An 18,616-nucleotide genomic window follows, 5' to 3' on the forward strand; every position below is an offset into this window, starting at 1 on the left:
ATGTTCCTCCTCCCCGTCATCGATGACGACGAGACCCAGAACCGCTACTGGAACGCCTCGCTCGACGGCCGTGCCGTCCACTCCTTCCTGCTGTGGGTCGAGCCGCACAGCAACGCCTGGGCCCGCCGCGCCGCCGGGGCCCGTGACGGCTCACCGGACCCGGCGGCCGAGCCCGCGTCCGAACAGCTCCACGCGCTCGGCCGCGCCCTCGTGGGCCTCGCCGGCAGCCCGGCCGTCGCCCTCGACCCCGCCGAGGCGGTCACCGCGCCGCTGGCCCTGCCGGACGGTCCCCGGATCGCGGTCCTCGACGCCGTGGCGGACGCCGGTCTCCTCTCGCTCCGGCCGGCCGGAGCGCGCGACCGCGAGGCGGTCGGCGACGCCGCTCGGCTGCTGGACGACGTGGGCCTGCGCTATGTCGTCGACCTCGCCGTGGGCGCCGTGGTCCTCGGCGACGGTCCCGGCACCGCTTCGCTCGCCGACGTGTGCGACGTGGCCGTTCCCGGCAGGCCCGGACCCGACCCGCTGTCGTTCGCGGAGGCGCTGTTGCGTGAGGGCGCCCGGTCCTGGATGGGCCAGTGGCTGCGCACGGAGGAGGCCGTCGGCGCACGCACCGGCCCACTGTCCGCGGCCGACCGGGAGTGGCTGACCGGCGTCTTCGCCGACTCCCTGGCGTTCCAGCTCCACGACCGGCTCGCCCTGCGCCAGGAGCAGGACGCACGGGTGTCCGTCGCCCGTCGCCGGGAGATCCACGACCGGCTCGGCGCCCTGCGTGCCGAGCTGCCGGCCAGGGTCGGTGCGACGGTCGGCATGGGGATCGTCGCCGAGCTCATCGGTACCACCTACCCCTGCTGGAACCGGCGGCAGTTCGCCGTGAAGTCCCCGTTCGACTACATCCGCGAGATCAGGCCTTTGACGGACGCCGAGAAGAGGGAACACCTCGACCGGTGGGCCGCACCGAGCGCCGTACGCTGACCACCGCCCCGAAAGGACCGGGAACCACCATGACCCAGACCGACACCGTCGAGACGGTCGCACCCGCCGCGCCGCTGCAGGCCGACCTCACCGCGCGGCTGGTGACACGCCGCGCCGAGCGGGCGCACACCATCCTCGCCAGTCTCGGCAGGCTCGTACCGGGCACGGACCTGGGCGGCCTGGACGACACCCTGGACGCCTTCGACAACGCCGTCCTGCACCACGCCTTCCAGCAGGCACAGATCGCCGCGCGGACCCGGGACGCCGACCGGGCCCGGCGCGCGGTGCGCCTGTGGCAGAACCGGGCGGCGCTGCGCGCCGAGGCCGTGCCCACGGCCGTCGGGCCGGTCATGGTGGTGCGGGCCGCGGACTGCGAGGCCGTGGACGACGACCGCCTCGGCAGCCAGATGTACCTGCTGGGATCGTCACCCGAACAGGACGCGGCGGAGCGGGAGCGCGTCGCACGCACCCTGAACGAGGCCGTGGACGCCGCCCTCGCCGTCGGCAGCGAGGTGCTGCGCTCCTCCACCGCCGTCGTCATCTGGACCGAGGCCGTGCCGCTCGGCGCGACCTGCCGCAGCTACACGTTCGACTTCCTGCCCGGCACCGTCGTCCTGAACTGGACCGACGAACCGCTGCGCCTGGGCGAGACCCTCGTGCACGAGGCCACCCACTCATGGCTGAACGAGTCCCTGGAGTCCGAAGGGGTGGTCTTCGAGGACGGCGGCCCCCTCTTCCACTCGCCGTGGAAGAACGAGGACCGGCCGGTGTTCGGCATCGTGCACGCCGCTCTCGCCTTCGCGAACGTCATCCAGTACCTCGCCCGCATCCAGCCGGCGAGCGACGACGACTCCCGGCTCGCCGCCGTCCTGCGCCGGCGCCTCGCCGTCGAGACGGAGTCGCTGGAGACCGGCCACGCGTCGGCCCTCGCCTGCTTCGACCAGGTCCACAGCGAGCGCCTGCGCACGTACCTGCGGGCCGCCGTCGCCGACGCGCGACGCACGGTCTGAGGGGCGGCACCCGGTGTCGGGACCGCCCTACCGTCACGACGGCACGCTGCCCCGCCTCACCTCCGAGGACCTGCGGGAGCCCGTACGGGCGCTGCTGGCCGATCCCACGGCCCGGGTAAGCGGCTTCACGGGCGAACCGGTCGGCTACGAGAGCTGGAGCCGGGCGAGCGACGGTCTCCACGCGCTGCGCGGCACGGCCTCGACCGACGCCGGCGACCGCGCGTGGGAGCTCGTGCTCAAGCAGGTCCGGTACCGCCGCTGGAAGCCCGGCCGGCGTGACCTGGCCCGCCAGATCGACGACGGGGGCGACGGCCCGGCGGACTGGGCGTACTGGCGGCGCGAGGCCCTGGCCCTGGCCTCGCCGCTGCCGGCCGCGGCCGGGGGCGACTTCGCCGCCGTCCGGTGTCTGGGGATCGTGCCGCTGCCCGGTGAGCGGCTCCGGCTGTGGCTGGAGCGGGTCGACGGAACGCCCGGGGAGGCGTGGACGGCCGGCGAACTGCTCGACACGGCCGAGTGCCTCGGCGGCTTCCACGCCCGCTCCCTGCGGCAGCGGCCCGCCCACCGGGAATGGTGGTGCAGGCCGTTCCTGGAACAGGCCGCGCTGCACGAGCGGTTCGCGCTGATCGACCGGGTCGCGGAGGCCGCCACGAGCGCGGACCCGGCGGTGCGCCGGCTGTTCCCCCGGGAGACCGCCGCGGCACTGCGGGTGCTGGCGCAGCGTCACGACGACGCCGTACGCACACTGCGGGCGCTGCCGGCCTCCCTGGTGCACCGGGATCTGACCCCCCGCAACCTGTTCCGGACCGCCGGGCGCACGGTCGCGATCGACTGGGGTCAGGTGGGGCTGGGGCCGGCCGGCGAGGACCTGGCCACCCTCACCCTGTCGTCGGCGGCGGCCGCGGACCTGGAGCCCGACGCCGTCCTCGCGCTCGGTGCCGCGGCCGCCGAGCGCCATCACACGGGGATGGCGGCAGCGGGTGGTCCGTGCGATCCGGGGGCCGTGGCGCTCGCGTTCCGGCTCGTGGCCGCGTACCACTTCGGACTCCCGCTGGTCCGGGTCGCGGACCGGCTGCTCGCCCTGGACGCCAGGTCCCGGGGCGAGGCGGCCGAGGCCCCGGACACGCGGCGGCGCGTCGCCGTCATGGCGGCGCTGGTGGAGCGGGCGCAACCGGACCTGCGGGGCCCGGCGGGCGGGTGAGGACGCCGGCGTGCCCCGTGTCGTACGGCCCCGCCTGACCGCCCTGGCCGTACGGGGCCCACTTCGCGACTCGGCCTTACGGGACCCGTGGCCGACCTCGCAGGACGAGGCCGGCCGGACGGGATCCGTCGGGTGTGAGCCGGTCAGGCGAGGTCGGTGGGGCGCAGGCCGGTCATGGACAGCCGGCCGTCCTCCAGCCGCAGCCGGAACCAGCTGCCCCGCCCGACGATCCGCGGCAGTTCGCAGTCGTACGCGGCCGCCAGGTACGCCAGGACGGCGGGAATGGTGTCGCCGTGGGAGCAGGCGACCACGTGGCCGCCCTGGTGACGGCCGGCGATCTCCACCAGGGCACCGAGGGCGCGGCCTGCCGCCCACGCGCCGCCGAGCGACGGGCCGATGGGTTCGAACACGCCCTGGATCCAGGCCGCCGGCTGCGCGAACCCCCGGGCCTCGCGCAACCGGTCGTCGGTCACGACGGGAACTCCGCGGGCCGCCGCCAGCGGGGCGACCGACTGGCCGCAGCGCAGCGCGGGACTGCTGTACACGGCGTCGACCCCTTGCTCGAAGACCTCGCCGAGGACGTCCGCCTGCCGCATTCCCTCCTCGCTCAGTGGTCGCAGGTCGTCGTCACCGCTCCACCGCTCACGCGGGGAGGAGGCGCAATGAGGAACCAGATCCAGAACAACGGTGCATGAATGGGCAAACATGCCGCGCATCATGCCGGGGCCGGGCGGCGGAGTCCAAGAATTCGCGGTTATCCGCACATTCGTTGACCACGGCGATCCCGCGCACAGAACCTGAACGCGAAATGGAGCGCGGGGCGGGCACGTTCCGCAGGCTATGGAGTCAGTATGGAACTCGTCGACAGAACACCGCGGGAAATCACCGCGGAATTCCTCGAGCACGGCGCCCGGTCCCTCCGGCCGGACCTGCCCGACATCGCCGGCATGGACCCGGACGACATCGCCGCGCTTCCGCCGCTGCCTTACGGCGACCTCGCGTTCAGCGGCCGTCTGCTCCGGGAGCAGACCAACGCCACGACGACGGACTCCTCCCGCCCCCCGGCCGTCGTGGCGCGTCAACTCGCCTGGCTGGGCGCGGCATTGCCCAACTGGCGGGCGGGCCGGGTGCACCATCCGCTGTGCGGTCCGGGGAACTACACGGCCGCCCTGCGCGAGCACGGCCTGACCTCCTACGTCGGTGTCGACGCCGGTCCCGCCGTCGTCGACCACGCCCGGCGCCGGTTCGCCGGCCAGGACGACACCCGCTTCCTGCTCGCGGACGCCGCGGACACGGCACTTCTGACGGCCGATCAGGAGTACGACACCCTGCTGCTCACCTACGACGCGGCCAACTTCTTCGCACCGCACGCTCTGCGGGCGCTGCTCGGCCCGCTCGCGCGAAACCTCCGCGAGGGCGGTACCGCCGTCCTCGATCTGCGGCTCGCCGAGGACGGCACCGCCGGGTTCGACGAGGGACGCCGAGTGCATCGGCGCCGGGGCGGATCGGTGTTCCGGGACGGCCCGCACCTGCTGCTCAGCGAGGGGTTCGTCGCCGCGGGCGGTGCGCTGCTCGGCCACCGGATCATCGCGGTGTCCGACGGCAGCGACGGCCCGCCGCCCGAAGTCTTCCACTCCGTCCTGCACGTGCCGACCGCCGAACAGATCACCGCCCATCTCGCTGCGGCCGGACTCGACGTGTGCGTGCGGGGGCGGCCGTTCGCCGGCTCCGCCGATCCCAACCTCGCGCGGCATCTCGTCGCGGCCCGCAAGCCGTACTCCACTCCCCGCCCGCATGCCAGGAGGCAGCCATGAAGATCACGTTCCTGGGGCACGCCGGTGCCCTAGTGGAGGCCGACGGCGTGAAGCTGGTCTGCGATCCGTGGTTCTCCCGGGGCGGCGCCTTCCTCTCGGGCTGGCACCAGCTCCCCGACAACAGCCCGTACGAGCCGCTCGCGTACGACGCGACGCATGTGTACGTCTCGCACGACCACCAGGACCACTTCGACGCCGACGTGCTGAACGCACTCGACCCGTCGGTCACCCTGCTGATGCCCGACTACCCGCTGCCCAGCTGGAAACGGCTGGTCGCGGCGATGCGCGGTCCGGCCCCCGTCCTGCTCGGCGACCAGGAGGTCCACCAGGCCGGTCCGCTCCGCCTGCGGATGGTCCACTCCCCCACGCCGCGGCACCAGGACTCGGCCCTGGTCATCGAGGACACCTCCACCGGGCAGGTCGTGGTCAACCTCAACGACTGCCAGGTCGACCGCGACCAGTTGCGCGCCATCCGCCGGCTGCACCCGCGCATCGACGTCGTGATGGCCCAGTTCTCCGGCGCCACGTGGTTCCCGTTCGCGTACTCGTTCACCAAGGAGGAACAGGTGGACGCGGCGGAGCGGAAGAAGGTCAACTCCATGCGCCGGTGGACCCGTTACATGCAGGCGCTCAACCCGCGCAGCGCCGTCGCGTTCGCCGGGCCGCCGGCTCTGCTCGACCCGGAGCTCACCCCGCACTTCTTCGCGGACTCCTCGGTGTTCACGACACCGCCCGAACTGACGGCCTGGCTGCGCCAGGAGCACCCCGATCTGGCGGAGCGCACCGTGGCTCCACTTCCGGGCGACGAACTCGACGTGGAAACGGGCCACTTGAGCCCCGATCCGAAGATCCGCGAGGAGTTCGACTGGGCGGACCTGCCCGCCTACGTGGAGGACTACGCCCGCAGACGGGCACCCGCGATCGCCGAGGTGCTGGCCCGCCACCCGGAACCGCGGAGCAGTCTCTTCGGGGACTTCGCCGCCCACTTCGCGGCACTGTTCGCGGCGGGGGAAAGCCTGTGCCGGGCCGTCGACGCCGTCGTCGCCTTCGACATCACCGGCTCCGGCGGGGGCTTCTGGCTCGTCGACTTCCGGTCTCTCGAGGTCCGCGAGGGAACCGGGTCCGGGACGGACACGTACGACTACCGCTTCACCCTGCCGTCACGGTTCCTCCCGGACATCCTCGGCGGCGGGACGAGCTGGGAGGAGTTCTTCTTCTCCTTCCGCTTCCGGGCCTGGCGTCCCGGCATCGGGGCCTACAACGAGGAGCTCATGTCGGTGCTGCGCTGCAGCGCGCCCGACGACCTGGCCGAGTACCTGGTACGGACGGCCCGTGACCGCGAGCCCGGCACGTTCCGGCTGGAGACGGCCACGGGGGCCCACCTCGTGTCCGACACCTGCCCCCACCTGGGCGCGCGGCTCGGTCCGCAGGACTACGACCCGGCGCTGGGGGCGGTGGTCTGCCCCCAGCACGGCTGGCGTTTCGCCCTGCCGGACGGCACCTGCTCCAACGGCCGCGCACGGCTCGACATCGCTCCGGCGGGCCCTGCGGAGGGCCCGCCGGAGGCACCGGCCCCGGACGCCCCCTCGGACACCCTCTCGGACGCCCTCCCGGCGTCCTGAAGAAAGGCAGGAACGGAATTGATCAACTACGCGGCCATGGAACGGCAGTTGAACGCGGCGCACGAACCGGTCGCGCACGTGGCGCACGGGCCCGGCACGGACACCGCACACGAGCCGGGCTCGAACGCGGCGCACGAGCCGGGCTCGAACGCGGCGCACGAGCCGGACTCGCGAGCGGCGCACGCGTCCGGGGCGGCCACGGGGCACGCGCCCTGCTTTCGCGCCGAACCCTTCCCGCACCACGTGTGGGACGAGATCCTCCCCGCCGAGGCCCTGCGCGCCGCCGCGCGGGCCTTCCCGGACACCTCCGTGATGACGGCGAAACCGGGCATCCCCCGCTGGCACTCGCAGGACCGCGGCCTGGCCGGGCCCGCCCTGCGGGAGCTGTGCACGGCACTGCTCGGGGACGACCTCGCCGCATTCCTCTCGAAGGTGACGGGCGTGCACGGCCTGCGCACGGAGCCCGACGGGGACTGGGGCAGTTACCGCCTCGCCGGTCGGGGCGCCGTCCATCATGCCCATGTCGGCTCCAACCGCCACCCGGAGACCGGCCGGCTGCGCCGGTACTCGCTGTTCACCTACCTCAGCGAGGGCTGGCGCCCGGAGGACGGCGGCTGGCTGGAACTGGGCGAGCCGGTACACGGCCGGTCCCCGGTGCGGATCCTGCCCGCGTTCAACCGCAGTGTCCTCATCGAGACGACGGCCCGCTCGCTGCACGGGGTGTCCGCCGTGCACGCCCCGGCGCACGTCCTGCGCAAGACCGTCACCGTCCACTTCTGGACCGACCCGGCGAAGGACGGCCCGGCGTGAAGGGAGACCGACGGTGAGGCATCGCCGGCTGGGCCGCAGCGGTCTGCACGTCAGCGAGATCGCGTACGGGAACTGGATCACTCACGGCGGGCAGATCGACACGGACGCGGCGCTCGCCTGCGTGCGGGCCGCGCTGGACTGTGGTGTGACCAGTTTCGACACGGCCGACGGCTACGCGTTCGGCGCCGGTGAGGAGATCCTCGGCCGCGCGCTGGCGGGCGAGCGCCGCTCCGGCGTCGAGATCTTCACCAAGGTGTACTGGCCGGTCGGCCCCGGGCCGAACGACCGGGGTCTGTCCCGCAAGCACATCTTGGAGACGATCGACGTCTCGCTGCGGCGGCTCGGCACCGACTACGTGGACCTCTACCAGGCCCACCGTTTCGACCACGGCACCCCGCTGGAAGAGACGATGACCGCGTTCGCCGACGTCGTCCGCTCGGGCAAGGCCCTCTACATCGGGGTCTCGGAGTGGCGGGCGGAGGAGATACGCGCCGCACAGGCCCTCGCCCGGGAGCTGCGGGTGCCGCTGGTGTCCAACCAGTCCCGCTATTCGGCGCTTCACCGTGTGATCGAGGCCGAGGTGATACCCGCCTGCCGGGAACTGGGCCTGAGCCAGCTCGCCTTCTCCCCGCTGGCTCAGGGCGTCCTCACCGGAAAGTACGTGCCGGGCCGGCCGCCGCCGCCCTCGTCACGGGCGAGAGACACCAAGGGGTTCGGGGGGCACTTCATGGAGAAGGTGCTGCGCGACGAGATCCTCGACCGCGTCCAGCGGTTGCTGCCCCTGGCCGAGGCGGCCGGCATCGCGCTGCCCGTCCTGGCCCTGTCCTGGGTCCTCGGCGAACCGAACGTGGCGGGCGCCGTCATCGGGGCCAGCAGACCCGAGCAGATCACCGCCAACGCCGCGGCCTGCGACGTCGTCCTGGACGACGATCTCAGGGAGGCCGTGGACGCCGTCCTCGCCCCCGTGGCGCTCACGGACCCGGCCCTCACCACGAGTCCGCAGCACGGGCCCTGACCGGGGGTGCGCCACGCGGCGCACCCCTCCACACTGCACAGCCCTGCCACGCGGCGCGCCCCACCACGGCGCGCAACCCCGGTGCGCGGCGCAACCCCACCGCGCGGCGCGCCCCCGGTGCGGGGCGCACCCCCAGGCTGCGGCGGCACCTTCGGCCGGAACCACCCCCCTTCCCCGGCCGAGGGTGCCGCCGCGCTTCTCCCGCCGCGTTCCGGCCCCGGCCGGCCGGAGGTCACACCCGGACGCCGGGCGGCAGCGCGGGCGCCCGGGTGTCCCAGAGGTCCGCGAGCGCCAGATGCACCAGGGGCAGTTCCATCCCCGCTTCCCGGCACCAGCGCAGCGACAGCGCGAGCGGCACGCCCCGCTCCGAGCGGAGCCTCATCAGCTGCCCCGCCGTCTCCCAGGGCCGGTCCGAGAGGACTCCGGGCCGCATCACCTGACTGCGTCCCCTGCTCAACACCCTGAGGAAGGCGTCCCGTTCGTCCGCCATGTGCACCCAGGAGCCGGCGGACATCCGGGGAAAGCCGAGAGGGGCCCGGTAGACGAGTTCCGCGGCGGCCACGACCGAGGTCAGCAGCGCCGGCGGAAGACCGTGCACCGCCAGTTCGGTACCGATGGTGCGAAGGAGCCGGCGCAGGACGTGGGGACCGCCCCGTGGCCCCGGGGCCAACCCCTCTCCGAGCAGCAGCGAAGCGGCGCTCGACAGGTCCGCGAGGAAGACCGGACTCGGGCCTTGCGATGCGCTCGCCCCGACCAGCAGCTCGGAGATGCCCGCGATCAGCGGCCTCAGCAACGGCGGCGAGGCAGGCAGCGCCGGATCGGCCGGCGCCGGGGATCCCGCACGCGGGCCGTGGGTCAGCGCGTGCTCGGAGACGATCGTCTCGAACAGCGGGTGCCGCAGCGGCACCACGCGTCCCGCCGTCCGCCGGCGCTCCACGAACTGGATGTGCGCAACGGAGACATGACAGCCGCACGCGCACCGGCCGTCGCAGTGGGCGAACGCGGGCCCCCAGGACGGGCTCCGCAGGGTGAGGCACGGCCCCAGCTCGGCGTCCATGCGCACCGGGGTGTCCGGCAGTCGCGGGCCGTGCGCCATGCGCTCCGGTCCGACGCCCAGCCGTCTCAGGGCGGTTGTCACCCGGGCCGCGTCCTGCGCGTGCGCACGGAGCAGGAACGTCAGGTCACCGGGTCCGGTACCGGCCTCCCGCAACGCCTCCAGCACGTCGTGAAGCGCCTCCTCGTAATCACGCGCACCCGTCCAGACGGCCCCCACCGTGCGCCCGGCGCTGGGCGGTGAGGCGGGCGGCAGGGCCAGCAGCCGGCTGGTGTTCAGCACCCACTGGAGGACGACGGCGCCGCCCGGTTCCGGCCTCGGATGGCCGGTCAGGGATCTCCGCCAGGCCGGCGACGCGACGGAGGTGAAGAGGGTGGCGCCGCCGTCCTCGGCGAGCAGGGGGCCGGGCGGCCGTCGGCCGTAACCGAGTCCGACCAGGCATTCGGCGAACGCCGAAGCGGCCAGGACATCCGCCCCGGCCGGCCCTCCCTGCGGCACGCTCCCGCGCACTCGCACCACCCCCCGCTTTCACCTTTACGGAACTTGACCAGCTGTCACAAATATTAGTCACGCCCCTCAATTTGCCGCATCCAGGTTTTTCGCGAGCTGAATTTTCTGCCGAATCGTTCCGTTTTACACCCTTACAGAAAAGCCGCAAAGGTGTCTGATAGTGCGACACGCACATTTCGCTCCACCTGATCTCCGTGTTGACCGGCGCAGTCATGGCGTGTCAGCATCTTTCCACCGAGCCAGTCAAGTCAGTCACAAAACGAGTCACTGGCTGAAGCCGACCACTTCAGCCACTCGTGAGAGATACGACGGGGAGAAGCAGGAATGATTCACTCAAGGCGCTTTTCGACAGCCGCTGTGGTATTGCTGTGTGCGGCCGCCCTGGGGGCCGTCACCGCCCAGGCCGCACAGCCGGGTCACTCCGGAGCACGGACCGGCACCACCCGCGTGGTCGCCACGTCCTCGACCGGCGAGCCGAACGAGAAGACGGACACGGACATCCCCCTGTGCTGCTGACAGTCCCGTCCGCACCACGTGGGGGTGGTGGTGGCATCCTCCCGCCGCCCCCACGGCGGTCGCCCTCGGCCCAGCGCCGGCGCTACGTGCGCGACGTCAGCTTCTGCCCCGTCAGAAAGGTCTCCCGGTGCCCCATGCACCGCATGCTCTGCCGGTACGCCCACACCGCACGCTCGTCCTCGCCGCAGAGCTTCAGAATCTCGGCCAACTCGGCCCAGGCGAACGCCGCCTGGCGGTTCGACTCCGACGCCTCCAGCATCAGGGCACCCCGCTCATAGGCGTCCTGGGCGGATTTCCTCTCCCCCCGGGCCAGTCGGGCCGCGGCCAGCACCAGATGGTTGCGGGCGCTCTGCAGACGATGATCGGGGCCCAGCAGTTCCAGCGCGTGTTCGGCGTGCTCGATGGCGGCGGCGCCGTTCCCGAGGCGCAACTCGGCCTGCGCCAGGGCCGAGAGGCAGTACGCGACATCCACACTGCTGCCGACGTCGCGCAGGCTCGCGAGGCTCTGGCCGAGGACGTCGCGGGCGACCTCCGGCTGCGCCGTCTCCGACTGCAGCAGCACCATGGCGTAGGCGTTGCGCAGCCGCGCCAGGGCCCGCTGGTCGTCGCCCTCGGCGTAGATGGCCAGCGCCTTCTCGATCAGCGTCAGCGCGTCCGCGGTGTTCCCGTTGCGGTGCATGACCACGCTGGCGTTCCAGTACGCGGCGCCGAGCGCGCGGGAGTCCGTGATCGCGCCCGCCTGCTCGATCGCCCGGGTGGCCAGGTACGACGCCCGGTGCATGTCACCGCGCTCCATGTACACACCCACCAGGGTGGACAGCAGCTCGACCCCGATGACCGTCGGACCGAGTTCCAGCTTCTCCAGTTCCGCGAGGGTGGCCTCGGCCACCTCTATGGAGTGGGACAGGTCGCCCAGCTCGCGGTAGCAGCGGCACAACGCGATCACGGTGGTGAGCCGGGGCACCAGGTCGGGACGCTCCAGGGAGGCGGAATGCAGCGCCTCGAGGCGGGCGACCGCCTCCTCGAGCCGGCCTCCGTGCTCCAGGGAGCGGGCCATTCCGTGCTCCGCCCTGTACCAGACCTCGGGCTGGGCGGAGACCGTCACCTTCTCCTGGACGACCCGGTACGCCTCGAACGCCGCGTTCGGGTCCCCGTTGTTCAGGGCCATCTCGGCGTAGTTCAGTTCCACCTCGAGCTCTTTGACCGGGACCTCGGAAGGGGCGCCGGTCAGATCGGACAGGTCGCAGTCCAGCCGCTTGGCCAGCTGTGCGAGCACTTCCGCCGACGGCGTCCGCTTGCCGGCCTCCAGCAGCGAGATGTAGCTCGCGGACAGATCTCCGCCCGCGAGGTCGGCCTGGGACATTCCGGCGGATCGGCGCAGGCGTCGGATACGCGTACCGACTTCACCCGAGATCTTCACACCTGCTCCTCGCCAACTTGACGGGTATTACCGATCAGTCAAGTTTAGCTCAAACCATTGCCCGACGGTGAACTGTCTTCACGAGCCACACATCCGGCGGGCGGCCATTCCTTCCCCGCCCGAAACCACCGCGATGACCATCACAGCAGCTGGACACACGGGTCGAGGGGTTCACCCCGACCGTGGGAGCGCTACCTCACGCCGGCGGTCGGATTCCGCTTTCAGCAGTTTTGACCCCGGCGGGCACGAGTTATTGACCGCAGTCACTCCTGCTGTCAACCACCGAACGCTCGAAAGGGCATGAATGACCGTTTCCGGGGCTCGGTTCCACTCCGGGACCCCGGACCCCGCCTTTAGCTCTTTCGGTGTCCCAGCCACGCCGAGCGGTGCGGCCACGGCCCCCGCGCGGCGCGCTCTGCCACCGCACGTCACGCCAGATCACATCGACCAGGGGAGTCCCGTGCTGACCTCACCGAACCCCATATCTTTGCGCCGCGGCGGTCTTCGGACACCCGCAGGCGAACAGCGGCCCGCCCCTGTGCGGCCGAGCGTCGAGGACCGGCTCGCCGCCGTCATGCCGCTCGACGAACGCCAGCGGAAACTCGTCGCGCTGCTGCTCGCGGGACACACCGACGCGAGTGCCGCCGGCAGACTCGGTGTCAGCCCCCGGACGGTGACGAACATCCTGCGCTCGCTCATGGACAGGCTCGGCGTCGACAACCGCTTTCAGCTGGGGGTGGCCCTCGGCAGTCGCATGCGCACCCCCGACCGGACGAACCGCCCGCCCCGCGGGACCTCCTTGCCCGCCGACGCGGCGACGGGGAACTTCGGCGTACGGGCGTCGCCGCCCCTGTCCCGGCGCACCGCGTAGACCTTTCCGGTCGGCTCGGGGGCCGCGGCGGCGGCCGTGGCGCGCAAGGCCCGCCATCGTCTCGCGGGCGACGCGGACACCTCGTTGACATCCTCCCCCTCTTAAATGAGGGGGATTTCAGCCCGTGTGGGTTGGGGTTCACGGGTGTTCGAGCGGCCGGTGGCCGTTGTCACCCCTCCGGCACCGGCTGTTCGCCGGGGGCGGGGGATCCCGCCCTGTCCTGCCGCGACATTGTTTGCTGCGTTGGTGTCGGCGTTGCAGGTGAAGCCGCAGGAGGAGCAGACGAACTCGGCTTGGCTCTTGCGCGAGTTCTTGTCGATCCTCCCCCACTGCCTTAAGGGCGTGGGAGGTGCCCCCAGCAGGCACTGCAGCGCAGACTGGTGTAGGGGGCGGGGACGTCCTGGATGCGGCCGGGTGCCTTGTGCCCGGTGCGCTGCCGCAGCAGGCCCCAGCCCTGGGCGAGGACCGCCCGGTTCAGCCCGGCCTTGGCCCGGACGTTCTTGCCGGGTTGTTCGACCGTTCCCTTCGCGGAGGCGGTCATGTTCCTGATGTTCAGTTTCTCGAATCGCACCAGGTCGTAGGTGCGGGCGAGCATGGTGCTGGTCTTCTCGCACCAGTCCTTGCGCCGGTCCGCCTCACGGGCCTTGAGCCTGGCCACCTTGGCGTACTCGGTGCTCTTTTGCTCGCTTCCCTTGGGGGCGCGGGCGGCCCGGCGCTGGTGTTTGCGGATCCGGGCGCGTTCTTTGACGGTGAGCTGCGGGCAGTTCAGCTTCCGTCCGTCGGAGAGGGCGGCGGTGATGGCCACGCCCCGGTCGATACCGATGACCTCACCCGTGCCGGGGCCATCCACGGGGGCGGGGACGACGGCGAACGCCACGTGCCATCGACCGTTACGGAAGGTGACGCGGAAAGTCTTGGCCTTCGGCAGCTGGGAGCCCTTGCCGTTGCGGCTGAGCCGGAAGCGGACCCAGCCGCAGCCGGGCACCTTCACCCGCGCCCACCTGCGGTTGAGCCTCTGCACCACCACGGACCGGCCCATGATCTGCTTTCCGGTCTTTGCGTTCAGTTGCGGTGAGCCATCCGCCTCAAACTCCGGAACACGGTCGGTGCCGATGACACGAAAGCCCTCGTGCACGTGCTTCCTGCGCCAGGTCGGCTCACCGAACCCGGACGCGAAGCGGGCGCTCTTCGCCGCGGCAAAGTCCTTCAGCGCCTGCTGCTGCACATCCGCGTTGCCCGCGGCCAGCCAGACGTTCTCACGCCGAGCTTCGGTGAGCTGACGGCACTGCTCGGCAAAACCGGGCGTCGCCCTGCGCCCCTTGTACCAGTGCGTGTGCTGCTCGACGGCCAGGTTCCAGACATACCGGGCATGCGCGCAGTGACCGAGCATGACACCCGCCTGCTCACCCGTCGGATACATCCGAAACCGCGCCACGACCGTGAACCTAGCCCGCGCGTTCCCTGACCGCCCACACCATCGACCGACACCACCCGTGCGAGCGACCCTTCCCAGCCACTGACCACCAGTCAGTCAGCCACCGTTGGCTCCGAGCTGCCGCACCGGCTTGAGGCCGGCCTCACCACCGTCTCTCCCGAGACGCCGAACTGCCCTGACGGCGATTCGGCTTCCTCTAACCCGCTTTGCGGGAGCGGGCATTCACCCCGGCCCTGAAGGACCGGGCACCCTACCCGAAAGCAAGGTGGAGTCGCCGTACGGGCCCGGCCCGGGGCCGGGCCCGAAAGCCCGGGGCCGGCAGGCCGGGTCCGCTTGCCGCTCCTTCCTCCTACACGCGGGTCAGCGATGCCGCGATGCCCTTCGCCCACCGCTCGACCGCGTCGAAGTCCCGGAAGTCGCCGCCTTTCCCGGAGCTGACGATCATCTTGGCGATCCGCCCCTTGGCTCCTTCCTTCAGGCATCCGCCGAAGGTGACGTGGCCCCGGGCGTCCAGCCGGGTCATTGCCCGCCGCACCCCGGGCACCGGCGGGATGTCCCGGTCGCCGGCGGAGGCGTCGAGCGGGCCGCTGCTGAAGAACCACACCGGACGCTCCGCGAGTACATCTCGATTGCGGCGTACGAACCGCCGCGCGTCCTTGTGCCAGCGTCCCGCGTAGAGCCCGCCGCCGACCACGACGGCGTCGTAGGGTGCCACGCTCGTCACGGACCGGGCCGGCAGGGCCCGGACGGTCAGCCCGTCTCCCCGCAGGGTGTCGGCGACCGCTTCGGCGATCTCCGCCGTGGATCCGTTCGTCGTTCCGTAGGTGACCAACACGGTGCCGGTCATGACGGTCCGCCTCCTTTCACAACCGGCGCAGCCAGTCCTCGGCCACGCCGTGCGGTGCGCGATCGTCGGGGCGCAGATACGCGTCGTCCAACCGGTGGGTGAGGTGGGAGACCACGTCGACCACACCGTCGATCCGGCGCGTCATGGACACGGCGATCTCGGTCTCGCTCTTGCGCTCCATGCTCCCGGCGAGCGTGACGACGCCCTCCGTCACGGAGACCTCGATGCTGCGGGGCGACAGCCACAGCGAGCCCACCAGCACCTCGTCGATCACCTCGCGTCGTATCTCCTCGTCCGGCCGCAGGAAGACCTGGAGGAGGTCGCGGCGGGTGACGATCCCGACGAGCCGGTCCTCCTCGTCGAGGACGGGGAGCCGTTCCACGTGCTTCTGGGCCATGGTGCGGGCGGCCTGGACGATGGTGTCGTCGGCGTGCACGGTCACGGCCGGTGCCGTCATCAGTCCACCGGCGGTACGGGCCTTGTTCTTGGCGGCCTGACGCCGGGCACCGGGCGTGAGGCCGGCGAACCTCAGATGGTGCTCCGGCTCGTACGGGTCCGGCGTGGTCGCCTGGTGCATCAGCAGGTCCGTCTCCGACAGGACACCGATGACCTTGTCGTCCTCGTCCACCACCGGCAGTCCGCTGATCCGGTGCGCGGCGAGCAGCCGGGCCACTTCCTTGAACGGTGTGCCGTACCCGGCGCGGACCACGTCCGTGGTCATCACGGAGCCGATCTTGTCGTACCGCATGGCCGTTCCTCCTCAGCGCAGTCTGCGCAGGTACGGGTCCTGGGGGCGGCGCGGCAGCAGCCGTACCCGTGCGTCGAGCACGGTGACGCCGCCCGGTGTCGCCAGGACGGGATCGAGATCGACCTCGGCGAGCTGCGGAAGGTCCGCAGCCATCCGGGACAGCCGCAGCAGCAGCTGTTCCAGCCGTTCGAGGTCGACGGGGGTGTGCCCGTTCGCGCCCAGCAGCAGCGGGGCGCACCGGGGAGAGGTGATCAGTTCGTGGACGTCCCGGTCGGTGAGCGGGGCGAGGCGGGCGGCGTGGTCGGCGAGCACCTCCGCCGCCGTACCGCCGAGTCCGAACAGGACGAGCGGGCCGAAGACCTCGTCCTGGACGACGCCCGCGAGGAGTTCGGTGCCGCGGTCGGCGAGGGGCTGCAGGACGACACCGGTCATGAGGCCCGCGAAACGGGTCTCCAGATCGCGGAACGCGGCCCTGATCTGGGCGTCGCCGCGCAGGTCGAGGTGGACGGCGTGCTGCTGCGTCTTGTGCAGGAGGCCCGGCCAGTGGGCCTTCATGACCACCCTGCCGTCGAAGCCGCGCAGCCGGTCGGCGGCGAGCACGGCGTCGTCCTCGGTCTCGGCCCAGGCCCACGGGATCTGCGGGACGCCGTAGCAGGCGAGCAGCTCGGCGCAGGTGCGCGGGTCGAGCCGGCCGCCGTCGGGGTGGGCGGCGAGGTGGTCCTCGACGACCGTGCGGGCCCGTTCGGACTCGATGCCGTCCAAGGCGGGGACGGTCCCGGCAGGCCGGGCGAGCCAGGCGGCGCGCCGGGCGGCGTGGGCCAGGGCGCGGGCCGCCGACTGCGGTTCGGCGTACGAGGGGACGGTGCCGCCGCCGTCGGCGGGCAGCAGCCGCACGGGCCGGTCCTGCTCCAGACGTACGACGATCACCGGGCGGGCCCTTCGCCCGGGAGCCCTGGTGAGGGCCCGGACCAGGTCGTCGCCGGTGGCCGCGGCGACCGCGGTGGGGACGAGCGCCACGACGACGGTGTCGATGCCGGGGCACCGGACGAGGCGGTCGACGCACTCGGTGAGCTGTTCCTCGGACACCGCGGCGGTCGCGTCGACCGGGTTGCCGGCGGTGGCGCCGTCGGGCAGGACGGCGAGGAGTTCGTCGATCACCGCCGGGGTGAGCGGGGGAAGGACGAGCCCGGCCTCCGCGCAGGCGTCCGCGGTGAGCACCCCGGCACCGCCCGCGTTGGTGACGACGGCGACGCGAGGGCCTTCGGACAGCGGCTGGGAGTGCAGCAGGGCGGCGGTCTCGAGGAGTTCGCCGACCGAGCGTGTCGCGGTGATGCCCGCCTGGGTGAACAGGGCCTGTCGGGTCATGGTGCGGGTGGCGGCGGCGGCCGTGTGGGAGGCGGCCGCCCTGCGGCCCGCGTCGGTGCGGCCGGCGTCGACGGTCAGTACCGGGATGCGGCGGGTCACCCGGCGGGCGGTGCGGGAGAAGGCGCGCGGGTTGCCGAAGGACTCCAGGTGCAGCAGGGCGAGGCCGGTGCGGCCGTCGCTCTCCCACCACTGGAGCATGTCGTTGCCGCTGACGTCGAACTTGTCGCCCAGCGAGGCGAACGAGGAGACCCCGATGCCCAGCCGGGAGAGTCCGTCGAGCAGGGCGATGCCCACCCCGCCGGACTGCACGGCGACACCGGCCGTCCCCGGGCGGGGATGCTCGGCGGCGAAGGTGGCGTCGAGGCTCAGTTCCGGGTCCGTGTTGGAGACACCGAGACAGTTGGGGCCGACCAGCCGCATGCCGTAGGTACGGCAGGCGGTCAGCAGGGCCTGCGCCTGGGCGCGGTCGAGGCCGACGGTGATCACGACGAGAGCGCGGACCCCGGACGTGCCGCACTCCTCGGCGACGGCGGGCACCCCGGCGGCCGGTACGGCCACGACCACGAGATCGGGTGTCTTCGGCAGCGCCGCGACCGACGGGTGGGACGGCACCCCGAGCACCGAGGTGACGTGGGGGTTCACGGCGAAGAGGCGGCCGGTGAAGCCACCGGTGCGCAGGTGGTGCAGGACGGCCCGGCCCACCGACCCCGGCGTGCGTCCCGCTCCGACCACGGCGATCGTGGAGGGCCGCAGGAGGGGCACCAGACTGGCCACGTCGGCGGCGCGGCCGCGGGCCTCGACCGCGGTCAGATAGGCGTTGTCCTGGTCGAGGTGGATGGTGCAGCGCACCTCCGGCCCCTCGAAGCGGCGGGTGGTGCGCAGGCCGAGGTCGGCGAAGAGCCGGAGGATCTCGTGGTTCTCGCTGAGCGCGTCGGCGGTGAAGGTGGTGATGCCTTCGCACCGGGCGGCCGAGACGAGATGCTCGACGAGCAGGGTGCCCACGCCCCGGTGGTGAAGGCCGTCGGCGACGGCGACGGAGATCTCCGCCTCCGCCTTCTTCCCGGTGTCTCCGGCCCCCTTCTCCCCGGTGTCTCCGGCTCCGCCGGTGTCGTACTCGGCGAGCCCGATCACCCGGCCGTCCGCCTCGGCCAGCAGGGCGCGGTGGCCCGGACGGACGGGGGCGCAGGCCCGGTCCGCGGCCAGGGTGCCCGAGCGGCGGCCGGCCGAGAAGAACCTCAGCCGGAGGTTCTCCGGGGCCATCTCCTCGTAGAAGCCACGCAGCCGGTCGTGGTCGCCCGGGAGCGCCGGCCGGATGCGTGCGGTGGTGCCGTCGGCGAGCAGGGCGTGGACGGGGTGCCGTTCGAGCAGGTCGTCCGTCATCGCGGATCTCCTCCCATGACTCGGTACTT

The 18,616-nt window shown here is 72.4% G+C and carries 17 protein-coding genes; 9 read left to right on the forward strand and 8 right to left on the reverse strand.

All coding sequences use genetic code 11. The features are described from left to right. Genes ACH4S8_RS05145 through ACH4S8_RS05155 form a run of 3 tightly spaced genes read left to right on the forward strand, consistent with a single transcriptional unit; the run spans nucleotide 1 to nucleotide 3,180 of the window. On the forward strand, nucleotides 1-972 hold the full coding sequence (locus tag ACH4S8_RS05145) for a hypothetical protein (RefSeq protein ID WP_398391048.1): 972 nt from the start codon (nucleotides 1-3) through the stop codon (nucleotides 970-972). Nucleotides 973-1,001: 29 nt separating this feature from the next. Continuing rightward, nucleotides 1,002-1,982 carry an aKG-HExxH-type peptide beta-hydroxylase gene (locus tag ACH4S8_RS05150; RefSeq protein WP_398391050.1) on the forward strand — a complete coding sequence of 327 codons (981 nt, stop codon included), beginning with the start codon at nucleotides 1,002-1,004 and terminating at the stop codon, nucleotides 1,980-1,982. A gap of 13 nt (nucleotides 1,983-1,995) precedes the next feature. Then, complete coding sequence (locus ACH4S8_RS05155) at nucleotides 1,996-3,180, forward strand: hypothetical protein (RefSeq protein ID WP_398391052.1); 1,185 nt, start codon at nucleotides 1,996-1,998, stop codon at nucleotides 3,178-3,180. A 143-nt stretch (nucleotides 3,181-3,323) separates the two neighbouring features. Here ACH4S8_RS05155 and ACH4S8_RS05160 read toward each other — a convergent pair whose 3' ends face one another. Further along, nucleotides 3,324-3,887: a histidine phosphatase family protein gene (locus ACH4S8_RS05160; RefSeq protein ID WP_398391054.1), complete on the reverse strand. Its 564-nt coding sequence runs from the start codon at nucleotides 3,885-3,887 to the stop codon at nucleotides 3,324-3,326. A gap of 144 nt (nucleotides 3,888-4,031) precedes the next feature. Between ACH4S8_RS05160 and ACH4S8_RS05165 the strand changes: the two genes are divergently transcribed. The 4 genes from ACH4S8_RS05165 to ACH4S8_RS05180 are packed head-to-tail and all read left to right on the forward strand — an operon-like array spanning nucleotide 4,032 to nucleotide 8,441. Then, complete coding sequence (locus tag ACH4S8_RS05165) at nucleotides 4,032-4,994, forward strand: class I SAM-dependent methyltransferase (RefSeq protein ID WP_398391056.1); 963 nt, start codon at nucleotides 4,032-4,034, stop codon at nucleotides 4,992-4,994. Next, complete coding sequence (locus tag ACH4S8_RS05170) at nucleotides 4,991-6,616, forward strand: MBL fold metallo-hydrolase (RefSeq protein ID WP_398391058.1); 1,626 nt, start codon at nucleotides 4,991-4,993, stop codon at nucleotides 6,614-6,616. The genes ACH4S8_RS05165 and ACH4S8_RS05170 overlap by 4 nt, the downstream gene beginning before the upstream one ends. An 18-nt stretch (nucleotides 6,617-6,634) precedes the next feature. Next, nucleotides 6,635-7,426, forward strand: a complete 792-nt coding sequence (locus ACH4S8_RS05175; protein ID WP_398391059.1) for a 2OG-Fe(II) oxygenase — start codon at nucleotides 6,635-6,637, stop codon at nucleotides 7,424-7,426. 13 nt (nucleotides 7,427-7,439) lie between these two features. Further along, nucleotides 7,440-8,441 (forward strand): aldo/keto reductase family protein, encoded by a 1,002-nt coding sequence (locus ACH4S8_RS05180; protein ID WP_398391061.1) that lies wholly within the window; start codon nucleotides 7,440-7,442, stop codon nucleotides 8,439-8,441. Nucleotides 8,442-8,673: 232 nt separating this feature from the next. On the opposite strand, the gene ACH4S8_RS05185 is transcribed toward ACH4S8_RS05180, so the two are convergent. Next, nucleotides 8,674-10,014 carry a hypothetical protein gene (locus ACH4S8_RS05185; protein WP_398391063.1) on the reverse strand — a complete coding sequence of 447 codons (1,341 nt, stop codon included), beginning with the start codon at nucleotides 10,012-10,014 and terminating at the stop codon, nucleotides 8,674-8,676. A 348-nt stretch (nucleotides 10,015-10,362) separates the two neighbouring features. Between ACH4S8_RS05185 and ACH4S8_RS05190 the strand changes: the two genes are divergently transcribed. Further along, nucleotides 10,363-10,521, forward strand: a complete 159-nt coding sequence (locus ACH4S8_RS05190) for a hypothetical protein (RefSeq protein WP_398391065.1) — start codon at nucleotides 10,363-10,365, stop codon at nucleotides 10,519-10,521. A gap of 82 nt (nucleotides 10,522-10,603) precedes the next feature. On the opposite strand, the gene ACH4S8_RS05195 is transcribed toward ACH4S8_RS05190, so the two are convergent. Next, a complete protein-coding gene (locus ACH4S8_RS05195; RefSeq protein WP_398391067.1) occupies nucleotides 10,604-11,941 on the reverse strand; it encodes a helix-turn-helix domain-containing protein in 1,338 nt (445 codons plus the stop codon). Between the two features lie 460 nt (nucleotides 11,942-12,401). On the opposite strand from ACH4S8_RS05195, the gene ACH4S8_RS05200 reads away from it, so the two are divergent. Continuing rightward, nucleotides 12,402-12,812: a helix-turn-helix transcriptional regulator gene (locus tag ACH4S8_RS05200; protein WP_398391069.1), complete on the forward strand. Its 411-nt coding sequence runs from the start codon at nucleotides 12,402-12,404 to the stop codon at nucleotides 12,810-12,812. A 101-nt stretch (nucleotides 12,813-12,913) separates the two neighbouring features. Here the strand turns inward: ACH4S8_RS05200 and ACH4S8_RS05205 are convergent, their stop codons facing one another. The 5 genes from ACH4S8_RS05205 to ACH4S8_RS05225 form a co-directional block, all read right to left on the reverse strand. After that, a complete protein-coding gene (locus ACH4S8_RS05205; RefSeq protein WP_398391736.1) occupies nucleotides 12,914-13,264 on the reverse strand; it encodes a zinc ribbon domain-containing protein in 351 nt (116 codons plus the stop codon). After that, nucleotides 13,147-14,247 carry an RNA-guided endonuclease InsQ/TnpB family protein gene (locus ACH4S8_RS05210; protein ID WP_398391071.1) on the reverse strand — a complete coding sequence of 367 codons (1,101 nt, stop codon included), beginning with the start codon at nucleotides 14,245-14,247 and terminating at the stop codon, nucleotides 13,147-13,149. The genes ACH4S8_RS05205 and ACH4S8_RS05210 overlap by 118 nt, the downstream gene beginning before the upstream one ends. Nucleotides 14,248-14,596: 349 nt before the next feature. Next, a complete protein-coding gene (locus ACH4S8_RS05215; RefSeq protein ID WP_398391073.1) occupies nucleotides 14,597-15,094 on the reverse strand; it encodes a flavodoxin domain-containing protein in 498 nt (165 codons plus the stop codon). Nucleotides 15,095-15,110: 16 nt separating this feature from the next. After that, nucleotides 15,111-15,842 carry a CBS domain-containing protein gene (locus ACH4S8_RS05220; protein ID WP_398391074.1) on the reverse strand — a complete coding sequence of 244 codons (732 nt, stop codon included), beginning with the start codon at nucleotides 15,840-15,842 and terminating at the stop codon, nucleotides 15,111-15,113. 12 nt (nucleotides 15,843-15,854) lie between these two features. Beyond that, on the reverse strand, nucleotides 15,855-18,587 hold the full coding sequence (locus ACH4S8_RS05225) for a GNAT family N-acetyltransferase (protein ID WP_398391076.1): 2,733 nt from the start codon (nucleotides 18,585-18,587) through the stop codon (nucleotides 15,855-15,857). Nucleotides 18,588-18,616: the final 29 nt, after the last annotated feature.

This window comes from Streptomyces sp. NPDC021080, from assembly GCF_044333225.1.
Classification (GTDB): Bacteria; Actinomycetota; Actinomycetes; order Streptomycetales; family Streptomycetaceae; genus Streptomyces.

What these genes read in the sequence shown, in the direction of transcription:
- ACH4S8_RS05145 (WP_398391048.1), top strand. Translation starts at nt 1, where the DNA reads ATGTTCCTCCTCCCCGTCATCGATGACGACGAGACCCAGAACCGCTAC.
- ACH4S8_RS05150 (WP_398391050.1), top strand. Translation starts at nt 1,002, where the DNA reads ATGACCCAGACCGACACCGTCGAGACGGTCGCACCCGCCGCGCCGCTG.
- ACH4S8_RS05160 (WP_398391054.1), bottom strand. Translation starts at nt 3,887, where the DNA reads ATGTTTGCCCATTCATGCACCGTTGTTCTGGATCTGGTTCCTCATTGC.
- ACH4S8_RS05165 (WP_398391056.1), top strand. Translation starts at nt 4,032, where the DNA reads ATGGAACTCGTCGACAGAACACCGCGGGAAATCACCGCGGAATTCCTC.
- ACH4S8_RS05170 (WP_398391058.1), top strand. Translation starts at nt 4,991, where the DNA reads ATGAAGATCACGTTCCTGGGGCACGCCGGTGCCCTAGTGGAGGCCGAC.
- ACH4S8_RS05215 (WP_398391073.1), bottom strand. Translation starts at nt 15,094, where the DNA reads ATGACCGGCACCGTGTTGGTCACCTACGGAACGACGAACGGATCCACG.
- ACH4S8_RS05220 (WP_398391074.1), bottom strand. Translation starts at nt 15,842, where the DNA reads ATGCGGTACGACAAGATCGGCTCCGTGATGACCACGGACGTGGTCCGC.
- ACH4S8_RS05225 (WP_398391076.1), bottom strand. Translation starts at nt 18,587, where the DNA reads ATGACGGACGACCTGCTCGAACGGCACCCCGTCCACGCCCTGCTCGCC.